This is a genomic window from Kineococcus lubricus (assembly GCF_050871965.1).
Taxonomy (GTDB): domain Bacteria; phylum Actinomycetota; class Actinomycetes; order Actinomycetales; family Kineococcaceae; genus Kineococcus.
The window spans coordinates 90068-108304 of record NZ_JBJLSK010000012.1; the positions used below are offsets into that span (position 1 = coordinate 90068).

The window sequence follows — 18237 nt, forward strand, 5'->3', positions numbered from 1 at the left end:
GCCTGCGATGGCCGGCGCGCTGCGCAATGCGATGGTCTACCTCGGCCTCGCGGAGGACGACCGCTACGCCGAGGACGGTGAGGTCGAGCAGACCCGCCCGCGGCCCGAGCCCACCCACCCGGTGCGGCACGAACCCCGTGAGCAGCCGCGTCCGGAGCCGCGCCTGGAGGTGCGGCACGAACCCCGCCCCGAGCCGGTGGGCGAACGCCGCAGTTCCCCCGCCGCGACGGCCCAGGTGACCCCGATCAGGAAGCAGGTGGCCCACGTGGTCTCCCCGACCTCCAGCTCGTCGTCGTCGGCGTCCGAGCTCCACCGGATCACCACGATCCACCCGCGCACGTACAACGAGGCGAAGATCATCGGTGAGTCGTTCCGCGAGGGCGTCCCGGTCATCATGAACCTCACGGACATGGACGACTCCGACGCCAAGCGGCTCGTCGACTTCTCCGCCGGCCTGGTCTTCGGCCTGCACGGGGCGATCGAGCGCGTGACCAACAAGGTGTTCCTGCTCTCCCCGCAGAACGTCGAGGTGGCGACGCAGGAGGAGGAGCGTCCGGTCGAGCGGACCTTCTTCAACCAGTCCTGACCACGCTCGGTCATCAGGCAGGATGATGCAGTGGCCGTTGTCTTCAGCATCCTCGAGCTCGTCGTCCTGCTCTTCTTCATCTGCCTCATCGGCCGGCTGATCCTCGACTGGGTGCAGGCCCTGTCGCGGGAGTGGCGGCCGCGGGGTGCGGTGCTCGTCGGCGCCGAAGCCGTCTACACCGTGACCGACCCGCCGTTGAAGGTCCTGCGCAAGGTGCTGCCGCCCCTGCGCCTGGGGGCGGTGCAGCTGGACCTGGCGTTCCTGGTGCTCGCCATCCTGTGCTCGATCCTCATGCCGACGTTCGACGGGCTGTCGAAGAGCTACGCCTGACCGGACCGCCCCCTGGGGGCGGACGATCACGTCCGCTACCGTGAGGCCCGGATCGCCGCCCGGCCGGGCGGGTCCGCCACGACCAGCCCGTCAGCAGAGGTGTTGAAGATGCCGCTCACTCCCGAAGACGTCGTCGAGAAGCGTTTCAACCCCACGCGGGTGCGGGAGGGCTACGCCCAGGACGAGGTCGACGACTTCCTCGACGAGGTCGTCGCGGAACTGCGCCGCCTCAACGGGGAGAACGCCGAGCTGCGCGGTCAGCTCGGCCAGTGCCAGGCCCGGGTGGCCGAGCTGACGCGCGCCGGCGCCCAGCCGGCCGGGGCGGAGGCGCCTGCGCCGCAGGAGGCCCCCGAGGTGCAGGTCGTGCACGAGGCCGAACCCGAACCCGAGCCGGTGCAGCCGGTCGTCGCGGCCGCCGAGCCGGCACCGGCCCCGGCGGACGACGCGGCCGCGCGGGCGGCCGGGGTGATCGCCCTGGCGCAGCGGTTGCACGACGAGTACGTGCGCGAGGGTGAGGCGCAGCGCGACGCCCTCCTGCTGGCCGCGCAGGAGGAGGCCGAGCGCGTGGCGGCCGACGCCGAGGTCCGCCGCGACCGTGCGCTGAGCGAGCTGGAGACCCGCCGGGGTGTCCTGGAGGACGCCATCGCGCAGCTGCACACCCGGGAGACGACGTACCGCGAGCAGCTGGAGCAGTTCATCGCCACCCAGCTCGAGGACCTGCGCCGCGTCGCGCGGGTCGTGCCCGACGACGCGGTGAGCCGCTGACGCCCCACCGCCTCCGCCCGCAGCCGCCACCCCTCCGGGTGGCGGCTGTTCGCGTCCACGGGGTCGTGCGCCCCGGGGTGGGAGCACTCGGACGGCCGACCTTAGACAACTTTCTGTTTCCAGTTGCTCACAGAGGGTGATTGTCCCTACTGTCTCCCCACGCGGCAGCACAGCCGCACACGACGAGAGGGGGGACCACGATGCACGGAGTGTCCGCGGGGCCGTCGACGACGGCGCGGGCTGCGGCCGGGGCGAGCGTCACCGGGCGCGCCGCGCGCGCCGCGGCGGTGCGCGAGCTGCCGGTCAAGGACAGCGAGGAGGCCTGGACTCCCGAGGAGCTCGCCGAGGTCCGGTCCGAGCTCATGGCCGAGGTCGACCGCCTGACCCGCCAGCTCGACGACGCCACCTCGTCGTTCTCGGCCCTGGTCCGCTCCAGCGCCGAGGGCGCCGGGGACGACCAGGTGGACCACGGCGCCACCACGGCCGGCCGCGAGCACGAGATGACCATCGCCAACAACGCCCGCGACCTGCTCGAGCAGACCCAGCGGGCCCTGGTGCGCATGTCCTCGGGCGTCTACGGCGTCTGCGAGACGTGCGGCGGCGCCGTCGGCAAGGCCCGTCTGCAGGCCTTCCCGCGCGTGACGCTCTGCATGCCCTGCAAGTCCCGCGGCGAACGCCGCTGACCCCGTCGCGGTGGTCGTGGCCCGGTCCGCCGGCCGCGATCACCGCGGGGGGCGGGGGGCCCGGCCGTGGGAGACTGGGGCCGCCATGAGCGAAGCCGAGATCCCCCAGCGCCCCCGACGCGCCCTGTGGACCCTGGTGGTGTGGGCCGTCGTGTACGCCCTCGACCAGATCACCAAGGTCCTGGCCGTCGCGAACCTCGAACCGGCGACGGCCGAACCGTTCCTCGGCGACTTCCTGCAGTTCTACCTGATCCGCAACCCCGGGGCCGCGTTCAGCCTCGCGACCGGTGCCACGTGGATCTTCACGGTCCTCGCCGCCGTGGTCGTGGTGGTCGTGGTCCGGATGTCCCGCAAGCTGCGCAGCCTGCCGTGGGCCCTGGCGTTCGGGTTCCTGCTGGCCGGTGCCACCGGCAACCTCACCGATCGGCTGCTGCGCGAACCCGGGTTCGCCCGCGGGCACGTCGTGGACTTCCTCATGCTGCCGAACTGGCCGATCTTCAACGTCGCCGACTCCAGCATCTGCGTGGCCGCGGTGTTCATCGCCGTCCTGGCCCTGCGCGGCGTCGGCCTGGACGGCGTGCGCGAGCGCGACCGCGCCGTGGCCCGGAGCGAGGCCGACGGTGCCTGAGCTGCGCAGCCTGCCGGTCCCCGACGGCCTCGAGGGCGAACGCGTCGACGCGGCGCTCTCGCGCCTGCTGGGCCTGTCCCGGACCCGGATCGCCGAGCTCACCGCGGACGGCCGGGTCGTGGTCGACGGTCACGCCGTGGGCAAGTCCGACCGCCTGCGGGCCGGGTCCTGGCTGGAGGTCGAGGTCCCCGACCCGCCCGCCGCGCCGCAGGTCGTCGCCGAGACGGTCGAGGGCCTGACGATCGTGCACGACGACGACGACCTCGTCGTCGTCGACAAGCCCGTCGGGGTCGCGGCGCACCCGAGCCCGGGGTGGACCGGCCCGACGGTCGTGGGCGGGCTGGCCGGGGCCGGCTACCGGATCGCGACGTCGGGGTCGGCCGAGCGGCAGGGGGTCGTGCACCGCCTCGACGTCGGCACCTCGGGCCTCATGGTCGTCGCCAAGAGCGAGCACGCCTACTCCGCGCTCAAGCACGCCTTCAAGGAGCGCACGGTCGAGAAGGTCTACCACGCGCTCGTCCAGGGGCACCCGGACCCGCTGCGCGGCACGATCGACGCCCCCATCGGCCGGCACCCGGGCAGCGCCTGGAAGTTCGCCGTCACGGCCGAGGGCAAGCCCAGCGTCACGCACTACGAGGTGCTGGAGGCCTTCCGCGCGGCCGCGCTGGCCGAGGTCCACCTCGAGACCGGGCGCACCCACCAGATCCGGGTGCACTTCTCGGCGCTGAAGCACCCGTGCGTGGGGGACCTGACCTACGGGGCGGACCCGACGCTCGCCGCGCGCCTGGGGGTCTCGCGGCAGTGGCTGCACGCCGTCCGGCTGGGCTTCGAGCACCCCGGGACGGGGCAGCCGGTGGAGTTCACCAGCTCCTACCCGGCGGACCTGGCCACGGCGCTGGACCGGCTCCAGGACTGACCCGGCAGCGTGTGTCGGGGCGGGGACGTGTCCGCCCGGGCGCCTACCATCGACACGCACGTCCGAACACCCTGCTCGACCTTCTGGAGGCGCTCCACCCATGGCTTCTGCGGACTCGTTCGTCCACCTGCACGTCCACACCGAGTACTCGATGCTGGACGGCGCGGCCAAGGTGGACGACCTCTTCCGCACCGCCGCGGAGATGGGCATGCCGGCCGTCGCGACGACCGACCACGGGTTCGTCTTCGGTGCCTACGACTTCTGGAAGACGGCCAAGAAGCACGGCGTGAAGCCGATCATCGGCGTGGAGGCGTACCTCACGCCCGGCACGGCCCGCCAGGACAAGACCCGCGTGAAGTGGGGCGACCCCAACGGCCGCTCCGGCGACGACGTCTCCGGCGCGGGGTCGTACACGCACATGACGATGCTCGCCCGCGACACCCGGGGCATGCACAACCTGTTCAAGATGAGCAGCCTGGCGAGCCTGGAGGGCTTCCTCTACAAGCCCCGCATGGACCGCGAGCTGCTGTCGCAGTACGCCGAGGGCCTCATCGCCACGACGGGCTGCCCCTCGGGGGAGGTCCAGACGCGGCTGCGGCTGGGGCAGTACGACGAGGCCCGGAAGGCCGCGGCGGACTACCGCGACATCTTCGGCGCGGAGAACTTCTACGTCGAGCTGATGGACCACGGCCTCGACATCGAGCGCCGCGTCCAGGACGACCTGCTCAAGCTGGCCAAGGACCTCGACATCCCGCTGGTCGCCACCAACGACCTGCACTACACCCACGCCGAGGACGCCCGCGCCCACGAGGCCCTGCTGTGCGTGCAGTCGGGGTCGACGCTGGCCGACCCCAAGCGCTTCAAGTTCGACTCCACCGACTTCTACCTCAAGAGCCCGGCCGAGATGCGCCACCTGTGGCGCGACCACCCCGAGGCGTGCGACAACACGCTGCTCATCGCCGAGCGCTGCGAGGTGGAGTTCACCGAGTCGACCGGCGCGTACATGCCCCGCTTCCCCTGCCCGGAGGGGGAGAACGAGGAGAGCTGGTTCGTCAAGGAGGTGTGGGCGGGGCTGAACCACCGCTACGACGGCGCCATCCCCGACGACGTCCGCAAGCAGGCCGACTACGAGATCGAGGTCATCACCTCCAAGGGGTACGCCGGGTACTTCCTCGTCGTCGCGGACTTCATCAACTGGTCCAAGGCGAACGGCATCCGCGTGGGCCCGGGCCGCGGGTCGGGCGCGGGGTCGATGGCGGCGTACGCCATGAAGATCACCGACCTGGACCCGCTGCGGCACGGCCTGTTCTTCGAGCGGTTCCTCAACCCCGAGCGCATGTCGATGCCCGACTTCGACGTCGACTTCGACGAGCGCCGCCGCGGTGAGGTCATCCAGTACGTCGTGGACAAGTACGGGACCGACCGCGTCGCGCAGATCGTCACGTACGGCACGATCAAGGCCAAGCAGGCCGTCAAGGACTCCTCGCGCGTCCTGGGGTTCCCGTTCTCCATGGGCGACCGGATCACCAAGGCGATGCCGCCGGCGGTCATGGGCAAGGACATCCCGCTGTCGGGGATCTTCGACCCGAACCACAAGCGGTACTCCGAGGCCGGGGAGTTCCGCGAGCTCTACAAGTCCGACCCGGAGGTCGTGAAGGTCGTCGACACCGCCCGCGGCCTGGAGGGCCTGAAGCGGCAGTGGGGCGTGCACGCCGCCGGCGTCATCATGTCGTCCGACCCGCTGATCGACCTCATCCCGATCATGAAGCGGGAGTCCGACGGGGCGATCATCACGCAGTTCGACTACCCGACGTGCGAGACGCTCGGGCTGGTCAAGATGGACTTCCTGGGCCTGCGCAACCTCACGATCCTCGACGACGCCCTGAAGAACGTCGTCGCCAACGGCAAGGAGCCGGTCGACCTCGAGAAGCTCGACCTCGACGACGAGGCAACGTTCGAGCTGCTCGGCCGGGGCGACACCCTGGGCGTCTTCCAGTTCGACGGCGGCCCGATGCGGTCGCTGCTGCGCCTCATGCGCCCCGACAACTTCGAGGACATCTCGGCCGTCGGCGCGCTCTACCGGCCCGGCCCGATGGGCGCGGGGTCGCACACGGCGTACGCGCGGCGCAAGAACGGCCAGGAGCCGATCACGCCGATCCACCCCGAGCTGGAGGAACCCCTCAAGGACATCCTCGGCACGACCTACGGCCTGATCGTGTACCAGGAGCAGGTCATGTCGATCGCGCAGAAGGTCGCCGGGTACTCCCTGGGGTCCGCGGACCTGCTGCGCCGGGCGATGGGCAAGAAGAAGCGCGAGGTCCTCGACGCCGAGTACGTCGGTTTCGAGAAGGGGATGCTGGACAACGGGTTCAGCAAGGAGTGCGTCAAGGCGCTGTGGGACATCCTCGTCCCCTTCTCCGACTACGCGTTCAACAAGGCGCACTCGGCGGCGTACGGCCTGGTCTCCTACTGGACGGGCTACCTCAAGGCGAACTACCCGGCCGAGTACATGGCCGCGGTGCTCACCAGCGTGCGCGACGACAAGGACAAGTCGGCGCTGTACCTCAACGAGTGCCGCCGCATGGGGATCAAGGTCCTGCCGCCGGACGTCAACGAGTCGAGCGCGAACTTCACGGCCGTCGGGTCCGACATCCGCTTCGGCCTGACCGCGATCCGCAACGTCGGCGCCAACGTCGTCGACGCGATCGTCGCGGCCCGGCAGGAGAAGTCCCGCTACGAGTCGTTCCAGGACTTCCTCACCAAGGTCCCGGCCGTGGTGTGCAACAAGCGGACCATCGAGTCGCTCATCAAGGCCGGCGCGTTCGACTCCCTGGGCCACCGGCGCCGGGCCCTGGTGGCCAAGCACGAGGACGCCGTCGACGCGGTCGTGGACGTCAAGCGCAACGAGGCGATGGGGCAGTTCGACCTGTTCGCCGGTCTGGGCGGTGACGACGGCGAGGGGGCGGCCGGCGGCTTCGAGGTCGTCATCCCCGACCTGCCGGAGTGGGAGAAGTCCGAGCTGCTGGCCCACGAGCGGCAGATGCTGGGCCTGTACGTCTCCGACCACCCGCTGTTCGGGCTGGAGCGGCTGCTGCAGAACGCCTCGGACGTCAGCATCGCGACGCTGCTGGAGGACGAGTCCCGTCCCGACGGCTCGCAGATCACCATCGCGGGCATGATCACGGGGTTGCAGCGCAAGACCACGAAGCAGGGCAACTACTGGGCCATCGTCACCGTCGAGGACCTCGCGGGCGCGATCGAGTGCCTGTTCTTCCCGCAGGCCTACTCCGACGTCGCCCAGCTGCTGGCCGAGGACCTCGTCGTCGTGGTCAAGGGCCGGCTGAACCGGCGCGACGAGGTGCCGACGATCTACGCCTCGGGGCTGACGGTCCCGGACATCTCCTCCACCGACGGGGTGCCGGTGACGGTGACGCTGCCGACCGCGCGCTGCACCACGCAGGTCGTCGAGCAGCTCAAGACGGTGCTGGAGACGCACCGGGGCGGCACGGAGGTGCGGTTGCGGCTGACGAAGAACGGTGGGAGCGGGGGCACCTTGATGCGCCTGGACGACTCGCTGCGCGTCAACCCCAGCCCGGCGCTGTTCGGCGACCTCAAGCAGCTGCTCGGCCCCGCGTGCCTGGTGTGACGGCCGCGCCGGCGCCCGCCCCGGTGGCGGGGCGCCGGCTGGGGGTGGTCCTGCTGTTCGGGCAGGCGCTGGCGGGGCTGGCGGTGGGCGTGCTGTGGTGGGCGCTCACCCGGCACCCGGCCCCGTGGGTGGTGGGGGAGCCGGTCGTCACCTCCAGCGCCGTCTACCCGATCGCCCGGGACGGCGTCTTCGCCGTCCTGACCGGGCTGGTGGGCCTGGCCGCGGCGGGGGTCGTGCTGACGCGGGGACGCGGGCGGCCGGTGCCTGCGCTGGGGACGGCGCTGGCCGGGGCGCTGGCCTCGGCGCTGCTCGCGCTGGGGGTGGGTGGTTCGCTGCCCCCGTCGGACCCGGGGGACGTGGCCCACGTCACGGTCCACGCCGGGATCGTGCTGCTGGTGCAGCCGTTCGTGGTCGCGGCGGCTGTGGCTCTGGTCACACTCGTCGACGCGCTGTGGCACTGGGCCCGGACGGACTGACGCGGACCTGAGGGAGAACGTCTGCGACGTTTCTCACTCGTTCGGGTCAACGGTGGTCCCGAAAGCCCGTGATCCTCACTCTCCGTGATGCGGATCATGAATTCTCTCGGCATTCCGGTGAACACCGTCACGCACCGTGGAATCAGCGGGAATGATCGGGCCAATGGGTACGTGAATGCGGACGGGTGATCGCCGAAAGCCGGCTCAAGGCGATCGAGAACCGTCCCGATCCCTTCATCGTGACCCCCTCCACGTTCGTTACCACGACCCCCCGTCGTCTCGTCGCTGCCCTCGGCGTCGTCGCCGCTTCCTGCACCTTCCTCGTGACCGCCGGTGACATCGCCCAGGCCGCAACGGCTTCCACCGACAAGGTGGTCGCCAAGGACTCCTTCTCCGGCACCACCCGCGCGGTCGGTGCCGCCGAGGTCGGCGGCACCTGGGCCGTCCAGTCCGCCGGCGGCAAGGTGACCACCGGTGGCGGCCAGCTGAGCTTCCCGACCGTCCCCCGCGGCGGCAGCTTCGCGGCCGGCCTGCCCGCCGTCTCCGCCGGCGACGTCACCGTCAAGCACGGCGTGAAACTGCCCTCGGTCGGTGCCGCGAAGGTCGGTCTCTACGAGACCACCGAGATCCGCCGCCAGTCCGACGGCGACCGCTACGGCACGACCCTGACCATCGGTGCGGGCGGTGCGCTGACCCTCAGCGCCGACCGCGTCGTCGACGGCGCGTCGACCCAGCTGTCGAAGACCAGCCTGAACGTCAAGGCCGCCTCCGACGCGTGGCTGAACGTGGAGACCAAGGTCTCGGGCACCTCGCCCGTCACCGTCCAGGCCCGCGTCTGGCTGGCCGGCCAGGGCACGCCCGAGTGGCAGGTCGTGGCCGAGGACACCAGCGCCGCGGCAGTGAAGAAGGCCGGTTCGGTGGGCGTGAACGGCTACCTGTCCGGCAGCGGCACCCCCACCCCGGTCGCGGTCGGCGCCTTCCAGGCCGTGGCGAGCGTCCAGCAGGCCGCCCCGGTCCAGGCCCCGGCTCCCGCCCCCACGACGACGGCGAGCCCGCGCCCGACCACCGCGACCCCGACGCCGGTCGCCACCACGAACCCGACCAGCACCGCCAAGCCGGCCGCCGGGTCCACCTCCGGCCTGCCCACCCTCAAGCGCGTGGTCACCAACGGGTTCACCCACCCGGGCATCCTCAACGGCACCTCGAACCTGGAGGAGTCCCGCGAGGCCGTCCGGGCCGGCCGGTCCCCGCAGAAGCCCGCCTTCGACAAGATGAAGGGCAGCCGCTACGCGCGCCTGTCGTGGACCCCGAAGCCGACCGCCTACGTGGGCTGCGGCTCCTACAACGTCGTCGACGAGGGCTGCACCGCCGAGACCGACGACGCGCAGGCCGCCTACACGCACGCGCTCATGTGGTACTACACCGGTGACCAGCGCCACGCCGACAAGGCCATCGAGATCCTCAACGCCTACGGCCGCACGCTGAAGGACCACAAGTTCGACACCAAGGTCTACAAGAACGGTCTGCTGCAGGCCGGCTGGGCCGGCCAGACCTTCACCAAGGCCGCCGAGCTGATCCGCTACAGCGGCGCGGGCTGGAGCTCCGCGGACGTCGCGAAGTTCGAGACCATGCTGAAGACCGCGTTCCTGCCCCGCGTCGTCAACGGCTGGACCTGGACCTCGGCGAACTGGCAGCTGACGATGGCCGAGGCCACCATGAACATCGGTGTCTTCACCAACGACCGCGCCACCTGGGACAACGGCGTCGGTGACTGGCGCAACCACGTCAAGGGCTCGTTCTACCTGTCCTCCGACGGCAGCAAGCCGAACTTCCCGGCGAACACCATCATGAAGGACGGCAACTACCGCGAGTACTGGTCGAACCCGAAGCAGTTCGTCGACGGCCTCGCCGCCGAGACGTGCCGCGACGCCTCGCACGTCGCGATGGGCCTGGCCTCCGCCCTCGACGCCGCCGAGACCGCCCGCATCCAGGGCATGGACCTGTACGGCGAGCAGAAGACCCGTCTGGTGAAGGCCATGGAGTTCAACCTGCGCTTCGTCAACAACCCGTCGGCCTCCGGCTGGGTCTGCCCGAAGGCGATGAACCTCGGCGGCACCGGCTACAAGCTCACCTACGCGCTGGGCTACAACCACTACGCCACGCGCGGTGGCGCCTCGCTGCCGGAGACCAAGAAGTTCCTCGGCACCGTGACCCCGACCGGCAGCGGCATCTTCATGAACTGGGAGACGCTGACCCACTCGGCCGGCTGAGCCGCACCGCCCCACCGAACGCCCCACCGAACGCCCCGGACCGCACGGTCCGGGGCGTTCGTGCGTCCACGAACGGCACAATCTTCTAGATAACCCTCCCCATGACCTCCCGATTGGGCTACCGTCATCACTCCGCGTACAGGAGTGAACGCGGATGGGGGGACAACTCGATGACCGTTCACGCCCGCGGACCGTCGACCAGCGGTCTGCGCATCGCCCTGCTCGGGACCCGAGGGGTCCCGGCCCGCTACGGAGGTTTCGAGACCTGCGTGGAAGAGGTCGGCGCCCGGCTCGCCGACCGCGGCCACCACGTCGTCGTCTACGGCGCCGCGCCCCCGGGCGGCGGCCCCGCACCGCGCGAGCACCTGCGCCGGTACCGGGGCATGGAGCTCGTGCCGCTGCCCGCCGTCCGGCGCCGCTCGCTGGAGACGCTCAGCCGGTCCGCGCTCGGCGTCGGCCACCTCGCCGTCCAGCACGGCCTGCGGGGAGCGCTCGCCCGCGGGGGGCGGACCGACGCGGCCGTCGTCTTCAACGCGGCCAACGCCCCGTTCCTGCCGGTCCTGCGCGCCCTCGGCGTCCCGACCGCCACCCACGTCGACGGCCTGGAGTGGAAGCGCGCCAAGTGGGGCCCGGCCGGGAAGCGCTACTACCGCTGGGCCGAGGCGTTCGCCGTCCGGCACTCCGCCGCCCTCATCGCCGACGCCGAGGGCATCGCCACCTACTACCGCCGCCGGTTCGACGCCGACACCACGCTGATCCGCTACGGCGCACCGATCGTCGACGGCGGCGGGGACCCGCGGCGACTGGCCGAGCTCGGCCTCGAACCCGGCGGGTACCACCTCGTCGTGGCCCGCTTCGAACCGGAGAACCACGTCGACGTCATCGTCGCCGGCTACGTCGCGTCCCGGGCCCGCAAACCCCTCGTCGTCGTCGGCTCGGCGCCCTACTCCGACGCCCACACCGCCCGCATCCACGCCCTGGCCGACGAGCGGGTCCGCCTCGTCGGCGGCCTGTGGGACCAGGACCTGCTCGACCAGCTGTACGCCGGGGCGGCCACCTACCTGCACGGGCACTCGGTCGGCGGGACCAACCCGTCCCTGCTGCGGGCCATCGGCGCGGGGACCGCAGTCGACGCCTACGACGTCGACTTCAACCGCGAGGTCCTCGGCCCGGCCGGCACGTACTGGTCGACCGCCGCCGGGGTCACCGCCGCCGTGGAGGCCGCCGAGGCCGACGAGGCGCGGGTGCGCGACCGCGGCCGCGCCAGCCGGTTCCGGGCCGCGAACTACGACTGGGACGACGTCGCCGACGGGTACGAGGACCTGTGCCTGCGCCTCGCCGGACGCCCCGTCCCCGCCCGGGGCCAGTCCGACGCCTCGATCCTGGACCTGACCACCGACCTCACGGTCGACCTCGCGGCGGGGGACACCCCCGGTGCCGCGGCCGAACTCGACCTCGCGGCACCCGGCCGGTACGAGGCCGTCCAGCCCGAACCCCAGGCACGTTGGAGCATCAGGTGAGCCGAACCCAGCCGTCCCGTCCGCCCGCGCGCCGGCTGCTCGCCGCCGGTGCCCTCTGCCTCGCCGCCCTGGCGGCGTGCTCGTCGCCGGGCAGCACCCGCACCGAGCTCGGCAGCGCCGCCACCACGGTCGACCCGGCCGCGGCGGCGCCCGACCCCACCGCGACCGACCCCGAGGCCCCGGCCACCGCCGACGTCGTCGGCACCCGGACCCTGGCGCCGGTCCCCGTGCAGCGCGAAGCCCGCTTCTCCGAGGGGCTCACCGTGAAGGTCACCTCCGTCACCGAGGCCGAGGTCGCCGCCGTGCACCCCGGCGAGGTCAGCGGCCCCGCGATGGTCGTCGCGCTGACCTTCACCAACGCCTCGCCCGACCCGGTCGACCTCGACGGGGTCCGGGTCAACGCCTCCCGGCCCGACGGGACCCCCGCCTCCGGGCTGGAGGGGCCGCCCTACGCGGCACCCACGGGGATCCTCGAGGTCGGGGAGTCGGGGACGGCCACGTTCGTGTACTCCATCGCCGAGGGCACCGCCCGCACCATGACGCTCGAGATCACCTCGGTGAGCTCGACCGACACCGTCATCGTCGACGTCTGATCCCGGACCGCCACGAGGGTCGCCGACAGGCGGCAGCAGGGGAGAACGCATGAACAGCCTCGGCGCCCGGAGGTCGCGCCGCGTCGCGACCGCCGCGCTGACCGCGCTGGTGGTCCTCTTCGGACTACCCGCCGCCACCACCGCCACCGCAGCCGACCCACCGGCCGTGCCCGAGACCGTCACGGCCGACGCCCTGCCGACCGTCCAGGTCAACGGGGTCGTGTGGGCCCAGACCACCGTCGGGAACACCGTCTACGTCACCGGCAAGTTCACCTCGGCCCGCCCCGCGGGCGCCCCCGCCGGCACGGGCGAGACACCCCGCAGCAACATCCTCGCCTACGACCTGACGACCGGGAAACTCATCACGAGCTTCACCGCGTCGCTGAACTCCGAGGGCCTCGGCATCACCGCCTCGCCCGACGGTTCCCGCGTCTACGTCGTCGGGAACTTCACGAAGGCCAACGGCGAGAACAGGTACCGCATCGCCGCGCTGAACGCGCAGACCGGCGCCCTGGTCCCCGGGTTCGCCGCCCAGGTCGACTACCGCGCCCGTGCCGTCGTCGCGACCGACGACGCCGTGTACGTCGGCGGGCAGTTCTCCGTCGCGAACAAGACCGCGCGCAGCCGCCTCGCGGCGTTCAGCCCCACCAACGGGTCGCTGCTGCCGTGGGCCCCCTCGGCCGACAACGAGGTGTTCGCCCTCGTCGCCCCCGACGGCGGCTCCGTGGTCGCCGCCGGCCGGTTCGCGACGCTCAACGACGGCCCCGCCTACGGGATGGGGGCCCTGGACCCGGTCACCGGCGCGAGCGCCCCGTGGGCCGCCACCGACGTGGTGCGCAACGCCGGCGCCAAGGCCGCGATCTACTCCCTCGCCACCGACGGGGAGACCGTCTACGGCACCGGCTACCAGTACCAGTCCGGCAGCGCCGGGAACCTGGAGGGGAGCTTCGCCGCCGACGCGGCCACGGGGAAGCTCGACTGGGTCGTGGGGTGCCTGGGCGACTCCTACTCCGTCCAGCCCCTCGGCGGGGTCGTCTACACCGTCGGCCACGCCCACGACTGCTCACCCGTCGGGGGCTGGCCGCAGGCGAACCCGCAGACGTTCCAGCACGCCATGGCCACGACGGCCGACGCGCGGGGCACCAACACCAAGGGGAAGTTCACCGGGAAACCCGCGCCGAAGCTGCTGAACTGGTGGCCGACGCTGAACGTCGGCACCTTCACCGGGCAGTCCCAGGCGGCCTGGTCGGTCACCGGGAACGCGCAGTACGTCTCCCTCGGCGGGGAGTTCCCCACCGTCAACGGCACCAAGCAGCAGGGCCTGGTGCGCCTGGCCGTCCGGCCGGTCGCCCCCGCGGAGGAGGGGCCGCGGCCCCTGGCCGACCTCAAACCCGAGGTCGCCGTCGCCGGCCCCGGCACCGTGCGGCTGCGCTGGAAGGCGACCTGGGACCCCGAGAGCAGCGACCTGCAGTACCGCGTCGTGCGCGACGGGGACCTGGCCCACCCGGCGGGCACCCTGACCGCCGCCTCCACCTGGTGGACCCGGCCGAACCTGGAGTTCACCGACACCGGCCTGACCCCGGGCACCACCTACAGCTACCGCGTCCACGCCGTCGACGCCGACGGGAACTCGGTGGCCAGCACCGCCGTCACCGTCGACCCCTCGTCGTCGGCGACGCCCGTGACGCTGGCGACCGACACCTTCGGCCGGACCGCGACGAGCGGGTGGGGCACGGCGAACTCCGGAGGCCCCTGGACGACCACCGGCGGCAACTACAACTTCTCCGTCTACAGCGGCGCGGGACGGGTGAAGGCGGCCCGCGGCGGGACCTCCACCGCCGTCCTCGGCACCGTCCTCGCCACGTCGGCCGACGTGCAGTTCACGGTCGCGGCCACGCCGCTGCCGGCCCCGTCGGCGGCGGTCCTGACCACCCTGGGCCGCCGCGTCGACGCCGCCAGCGACTACCGCTCCGCGGTCCGGCTGGTCTCCGGCCAGCCGGTCCAGCTGACCCTGACCGCCCGGGTGGGCGGCGCTCAGACAACGCTGGCCTCCCTCGCCGTGCCCGGCCTCACCGCGACCGCCGGGCAGAAGCTGCAGGTGCGGACCCAGGTCACCGGGGTGAACCCGACGACGGTGCGCGCCAAGGTGTGGCCGGCCGGGACGAGCGAACCCGCGGCGTGGCAGGTCAGCGCGACCGACACCTCGCCCGCCCTGCAGGTCGCGGGCAACCCGGGGCTGTCGGCGGCGCTGCCGGGTTCGGCCAACACCTCCTCGGTGCAGGCCACGTTCGACGACCTGCGCGTCCAGACCGTCGCCGCCGGCGGGTGAGCGACCGGACCGACCACCGGGACCCGCCCCCGCTGCGGGTCCTGGTGACCCACCCGGGCGCGAGCCTGTACGGCTCGGACCGCATGCTGCTCGAAGCGGTCCGGGCCCTGGTCGCGGCCGGGGCCCGGGCCGTCCTCGTCGTCCCGCAGGACGGCCCTCTGGTGGCGCAGGTCCGGGCCCTGGGCGTCGACGTCCGGATCCGCCCCGTGCCGGTGCTGCGCAAGTCGGCCCTCGGCCTTCGGGGGGCGGTGGGCCTGCTGGGCCGCAGCGCGCTGGCGCTGGCCCGCGACAGCGCGCTGCTGCGGCGGCTGCGACCGGACGTCGTCTACGTCAGCACCCTCACCACGCCCACCTGGGTCGTGCTGCCGCGCCTGCACGGCGTCCCCGTGGTCTGCCACGTCCACGAGGCCGAGGGCCGGGCCTCCCCGCTGGTGCAGCGCGCGCTCGCGGCGCCGCTGCTGGCCGCCTCGGAACTGCTCGTGAACAGCGAGTACGCCCTCGGCCTGCTGCTGCGGTCCTGGCCGCGGCTGCGCCCGCGCGCCAGCGTCCTGCTCAACGGCGTCGAGGGCCCCGCCCAGCCCGTCGCGGTCCGCGCCGACCGCGACGGGGTCCTGCGCCTGCTGTACGTCGGTCGGCTGTCCGAGCGCAAGGGCGTCCTGGTCGCCCTCGACGCCCTCGCCGAGGTCCTGCGCGGCGGGCTCGACGCCCACCTCGACCTGGTGGGGGACGTGTTCGCCGAGCACGCCGAGTTCGGCCGCGAACTGTCCCGGCGGTTGCAGCGCCCGGAGTTCGCCGGCCGCGTCGACGTCCACGGCTTCGACCCCGACGTCTTCGCCCACCTGGCCCGCTGCGACGTGCTGCTCGTCCCCTCGGTGCTGCCCGAACCGTTCGGGAACACCGCCGTCGAGGGCGTCCTGGCCGGCCGCCCCGTCATCGCCAGCGACGCCGGGGGACTGCCGGAGGCGCTCGCGGGCGTCGCCAGCGTCCGGCTGGTCCCGGCCGGGGACGTCGCGGCCACCGCCCGCGCGATCGCGGAGGTCGCCGCCGCGCTGCCCGAGCTGGGCGACCTGGCCCTGACCCAGGCCGCCGCCGCGGCCCGCCGGTTCAGCCCGCAGCGGTACCGCAGCGGGATCCGCGACCACCTGCTCGCGGCGGCCCGGTGAGCGGGCTCGGGGTCGTCGTCGTGAACTACGGCGACCCGGCGGTCCTGGAGGAGAACCTGCTGCGGCACGACCTGGCGCCGGTGAGTTCCGTCGTCGTCGTGGTCGACAACTTCTCCGGCGAGCGGAACCGCGAGGCGGCCGAGCGCCTGTGCGCCGGGCGGGGCCTGGAGTTCTGCCCGCTGCCGACGAACGCGGGGTTCGGCCCGGGGGTCAACGCGGGCGCGGCCCGGGCTCTGGAACTGGGCTGCGACGCCGTCCTCGTCGTGAACCCGGACCTGCGGGTGCCGCCGGAGGTGGTGGCCGCGCTGCACGCCGAGGTCGTGGCCGACCCGCGCCGGGTCGTCGCCCCCCGGATCGTGCGCGAGGACGGCCGGCACTGGTTCGACGGGGCGGAGGTGTCGTTGCGCACCGGACGCACCCGGCGCACCGGCCGGTTGCCGGGGCCGGACCTGCGGCCGTGGCTGACCGGGGCGTGCCTCGCGGTCCACCGCGACCTGTGGACCGAACTGGGCGGTTTCGCCGACGGGTACTTCCTGTACTGGGAGGACGTGGACCTGAGCCTGCGCGCGCTGGGGCTGGGGGCCAACCTGCACGTGCGCGCGGACCTGGAGGCGGTCCACCTCGTCGGGGCCACCCAGCAGCAGGGGTTCAAGTCCGCGACGTACGTGGAGTTCAACTGCCGCAACCGGTTGCTGTTCGCCCGGCGCCACCTGCCGCCGCGGCGGGTCGCGCGCTTCGTGGCCAGTTCCCCGGTGTACGCGGCCGAGGTGCTGCGCCGCGACGGGTGGCGGCGGCTGCTGCGCGACCGTTCCCCGGTGCGCGCGGCGGTGCGGGGCACGGTGGCCGGGTGGCGGATCGCGCTCAGCCCGCGGCGGCGGCCCGTCGCCGGCCCCGCCCGGCCGGGACCCGCGCCGCGGTGAGGCCCCGGGCGCGCGGTCGCAGCGCCAGCGCCAGCGCCAGCGCGACGTCGGGCAGGTTGGAGTACATCGGCCCGAACGCCAGGTCCCACAGGGCGCGCAGGCCCAGCAGCAGGACCAGGGCGTCGGCGGTCCGGTCGGTGAGGTGGTCCAGCAGGGCCCGCACGAGCAACCCGGCCAGCAGCAGCGCGAACGCCACCCCGACCCACCCGAAGTTCGACCACGCGTCGGCGACGGTGGAGTGCAGCCGGAACTGCCCGCCGAACATGTAGTTGTCGACGTAGCCGTTGTCCGGGCCGATGCCCACGGTCGCCAGCCCCTCGCGGGCGACGAGGACGTCCTGCGGGCGGGGGATCGCGCCGGGCCCGAAACCGGCGGGGTCGTGGCGCATCAGGCTCCAGGTGCCCGCCCACTCGGGGCGGCCCCCGGCCAGCAGCGACCCGGCGGCGCGCACCTGCGCCTGGGAGCGTTCCTGCAGGACGGTCCCGAACGCGCCGGACAGCAGCAGCTGCTCGGCGGCGCGGTAGAGGGTGAACCCCCCGACCGCGAGCAGGGTCCCGGAGGCGACCCACGTCGCCAGCGTCGCCCCGGGCCGGCGCCGGTACCGGCGCCTCCGCCGGGCGGCCGAGACGGCCTGCCAGCCGACGACGAGGGCGGTGAGGGCGGCGAACCCGAAGAAGCTGCGGTAGTCGTGCAGGACGCTCAGCGCCCCCAGACCGGCCAGCGCCGCCAGCACCACCGCGGTGCGGGCCCGCCCCCGGACGCACTGGGCCAGGGCCAGCACGACGATGGTCACCGGCAGCGCGAGCTGGTACTTCCAGCCGTTCTCCGATCCCGGCAGCCGCGTCAGGTTCACCGCCAGCGCGCCCGCGCCGTAGGCCAGGGCGACGGCCTCGCGCGGCAGGAACCACCGGCACCACAGGGTGAACCCGAACCCGAGGACGACGGCCAGGGTGCGGGTCGCGGTCGCCACCGCGTACCGGGGCTCGATCTCGCGGGCGCCGGGCAGCAGCACCAGCACCAGGCCGCCGGCGAGCGCGGCCCCGGCGAGCAGCAGCACGGCGCGGGCCCCGGGGTAGCGGCCGAGCGCGACGGCCCAGACGGGCAGCAGCCCCGCCACCGCGACCCCGGCGACGGGCAGCACGTCCCCGACGGTGAGGTCGGCGCCCAGCAGGGCCAGCCCGAGCACGGCGACCAGCCGGGTCACGGCCAGGGCGCGCCCGCGGGGGAGCCCCCGGCCGACGGTGACGGCCCCGACAGCGGGGCCGTCCGGGCCGTCCGGGTCGCCGGGGCGCGCCGAGCCGCGCCACCAGGCCAGGACGGTGCCGGGGTGGACCCCGGCGACCGTGCCGACGCGGCGGCAGGCGCGGCGGGTGCTGGACCCGGCGTCGACCTCGGTGCGCACCCGCCGGAGC

The 18237-nt window shown here is 73.3% G+C and carries 15 protein-coding genes; 14 read left to right on the plus strand and 1 reads right to left on the minus strand.

Annotated elements, in window-relative coordinates; genetic code table 11:
- The first annotated feature begins 7 nt into the window (after positions 1-7).
- The 14 genes from ACRYRX_RS10990 to ACRYRX_RS11055 all read left to right on the plus strand — a co-directional run bounded on the left by ACRYRX_RS10990 (position 8) and on the right by ACRYRX_RS11055 (position 16825).
- Positions 8-586, plus strand: coding sequence for a cell division protein SepF (locus ACRYRX_RS10990; protein WP_432511958.1), 579 nt, complete (start codon positions 8-10; stop codon positions 584-586).
- A 30-nt stretch (positions 587-616) separates the two neighbouring features.
- A complete protein-coding gene (locus tag ACRYRX_RS10995; RefSeq protein WP_432511960.1) occupies positions 617-916 on the plus strand; it encodes a YggT family protein in 300 nt (99 codons plus the stop codon).
- A 108-nt stretch (positions 917-1024) separates the two neighbouring features.
- Positions 1025-1681: a DivIVA domain-containing protein gene (locus tag ACRYRX_RS11000; RefSeq protein WP_432511961.1), complete on the plus strand. Its 657-nt coding sequence runs from the start codon at positions 1025-1027 to the stop codon at positions 1679-1681.
- 200 nt (positions 1682-1881) lie between these two features.
- Positions 1882-2364: a TraR/DksA family transcriptional regulator gene (locus ACRYRX_RS11005; RefSeq protein WP_432511962.1), complete on the plus strand. Its 483-nt coding sequence runs from the start codon at positions 1882-1884 to the stop codon at positions 2362-2364.
- Positions 2365-2449: 85 nt separating this feature from the next.
- Positions 2450-2992 (plus strand): signal peptidase II, encoded by a 543-nt coding sequence (lspA, locus tag ACRYRX_RS11010; RefSeq protein WP_432511963.1) that lies wholly within the window; start codon positions 2450-2452, stop codon positions 2990-2992.
- A complete protein-coding gene (locus tag ACRYRX_RS11015; RefSeq protein WP_432511964.1) occupies positions 2985-3908 on the plus strand; it encodes an RluA family pseudouridine synthase in 924 nt (307 codons plus the stop codon). Before lspA ends, ACRYRX_RS11015 begins: the two co-directional genes overlap by 8 nt.
- 100 nt (positions 3909-4008) lie before the next feature.
- Entirely contained in the window at positions 4009-7554 is a 3546-nt protein-coding gene (dnaE, locus tag ACRYRX_RS11020; protein ID WP_432511965.1) for a DNA polymerase III subunit alpha, read from the plus strand.
- The gene (locus tag ACRYRX_RS11025; RefSeq protein WP_432511966.1) at positions 7542-8030 is read left to right on the plus strand and encodes a hypothetical protein; all 489 of its coding nucleotides are present in this window, start codon (positions 7542-7544) and stop codon (positions 8028-8030) included. Before dnaE ends, ACRYRX_RS11025 begins: the two co-directional genes overlap by 13 nt.
- Positions 8031-8269: 239 nt before the next feature.
- Positions 8270-10300, plus strand: a complete 2031-nt coding sequence (locus ACRYRX_RS11030) for an alginate lyase family protein (RefSeq protein WP_432511967.1) — start codon at positions 8270-8272, stop codon at positions 10298-10300.
- A 170-nt stretch (positions 10301-10470) separates the two neighbouring features.
- A complete protein-coding gene (locus ACRYRX_RS11035; protein ID WP_432511968.1) occupies positions 10471-11820 on the plus strand; it encodes a DUF1972 domain-containing protein in 1350 nt (449 codons plus the stop codon).
- On the plus strand, positions 11817-12413 hold the full coding sequence (locus ACRYRX_RS11040; RefSeq protein WP_432511969.1) for a hypothetical protein: 597 nt from the start codon (positions 11817-11819) through the stop codon (positions 12411-12413). The genes ACRYRX_RS11035 and ACRYRX_RS11040 overlap by 4 nt, the downstream gene beginning before the upstream one ends.
- A gap of 49 nt (positions 12414-12462) precedes the next feature.
- Positions 12463-14742: a fibronectin type III domain-containing protein gene (locus ACRYRX_RS11045; RefSeq protein ID WP_432511970.1), complete on the plus strand. Its 2280-nt coding sequence runs from the start codon at positions 12463-12465 to the stop codon at positions 14740-14742.
- Positions 14739-15905: a glycosyltransferase family 4 protein gene (locus ACRYRX_RS11050; protein WP_432511971.1), complete on the plus strand. Its 1167-nt coding sequence runs from the start codon at positions 14739-14741 to the stop codon at positions 15903-15905. Before ACRYRX_RS11045 ends, ACRYRX_RS11050 begins: the two co-directional genes overlap by 4 nt.
- Positions 15902-16825: a glycosyltransferase family 2 protein gene (locus tag ACRYRX_RS11055; RefSeq protein ID WP_432511972.1), complete on the plus strand. Its 924-nt coding sequence runs from the start codon at positions 15902-15904 to the stop codon at positions 16823-16825. The genes ACRYRX_RS11050 and ACRYRX_RS11055 overlap by 4 nt, the downstream gene beginning before the upstream one ends.
- On the opposite strand, the gene ACRYRX_RS11060 is transcribed toward ACRYRX_RS11055, so the two are convergent.
- Positions 16767-18227 carry a hypothetical protein gene (locus ACRYRX_RS11060; RefSeq protein ID WP_432511973.1) on the minus strand — a complete coding sequence of 487 codons (1461 nt, stop codon included), beginning with the start codon at positions 18225-18227 and terminating at the stop codon, positions 16767-16769. The two genes, ACRYRX_RS11055 and ACRYRX_RS11060, sit on opposite strands and share 59 nt — an antisense overlap.
- Positions 18228-18237: the final 10 nt, after the last annotated feature.

What these genes read in the sequence shown, in the direction of transcription:
- ACRYRX_RS10990 (WP_432511958.1), top strand. Translation starts at nt 8, where the DNA reads ATGGCCGGCGCGCTGCGCAATGCGATGGTCTACCTCGGCCTCGCGGAG.
- ACRYRX_RS11000 (WP_432511961.1), top strand. Translation starts at nt 1,025, where the DNA reads ATGCCGCTCACTCCCGAAGACGTCGTCGAGAAGCGTTTCAACCCCACG.
- ACRYRX_RS11045 (WP_432511970.1), top strand. Translation starts at nt 12,463, where the DNA reads ATGAACAGCCTCGGCGCCCGGAGGTCGCGCCGCGTCGCGACCGCCGCG.
- lspA (WP_432511963.1), top strand. Translation starts at nt 2,450, where the DNA reads ATGAGCGAAGCCGAGATCCCCCAGCGCCCCCGACGCGCCCTGTGGACC.
- ACRYRX_RS11005 (WP_432511962.1), top strand. Translation starts at nt 1,882, where the DNA reads ATGCACGGAGTGTCCGCGGGGCCGTCGACGACGGCGCGGGCTGCGGCC.
- ACRYRX_RS11035 (WP_432511968.1), top strand. Translation starts at nt 10,471, where the DNA reads ATGACCGTTCACGCCCGCGGACCGTCGACCAGCGGTCTGCGCATCGCC.
- dnaE (WP_432511965.1), top strand. Translation starts at nt 4,009, where the DNA reads ATGGCTTCTGCGGACTCGTTCGTCCACCTGCACGTCCACACCGAGTAC.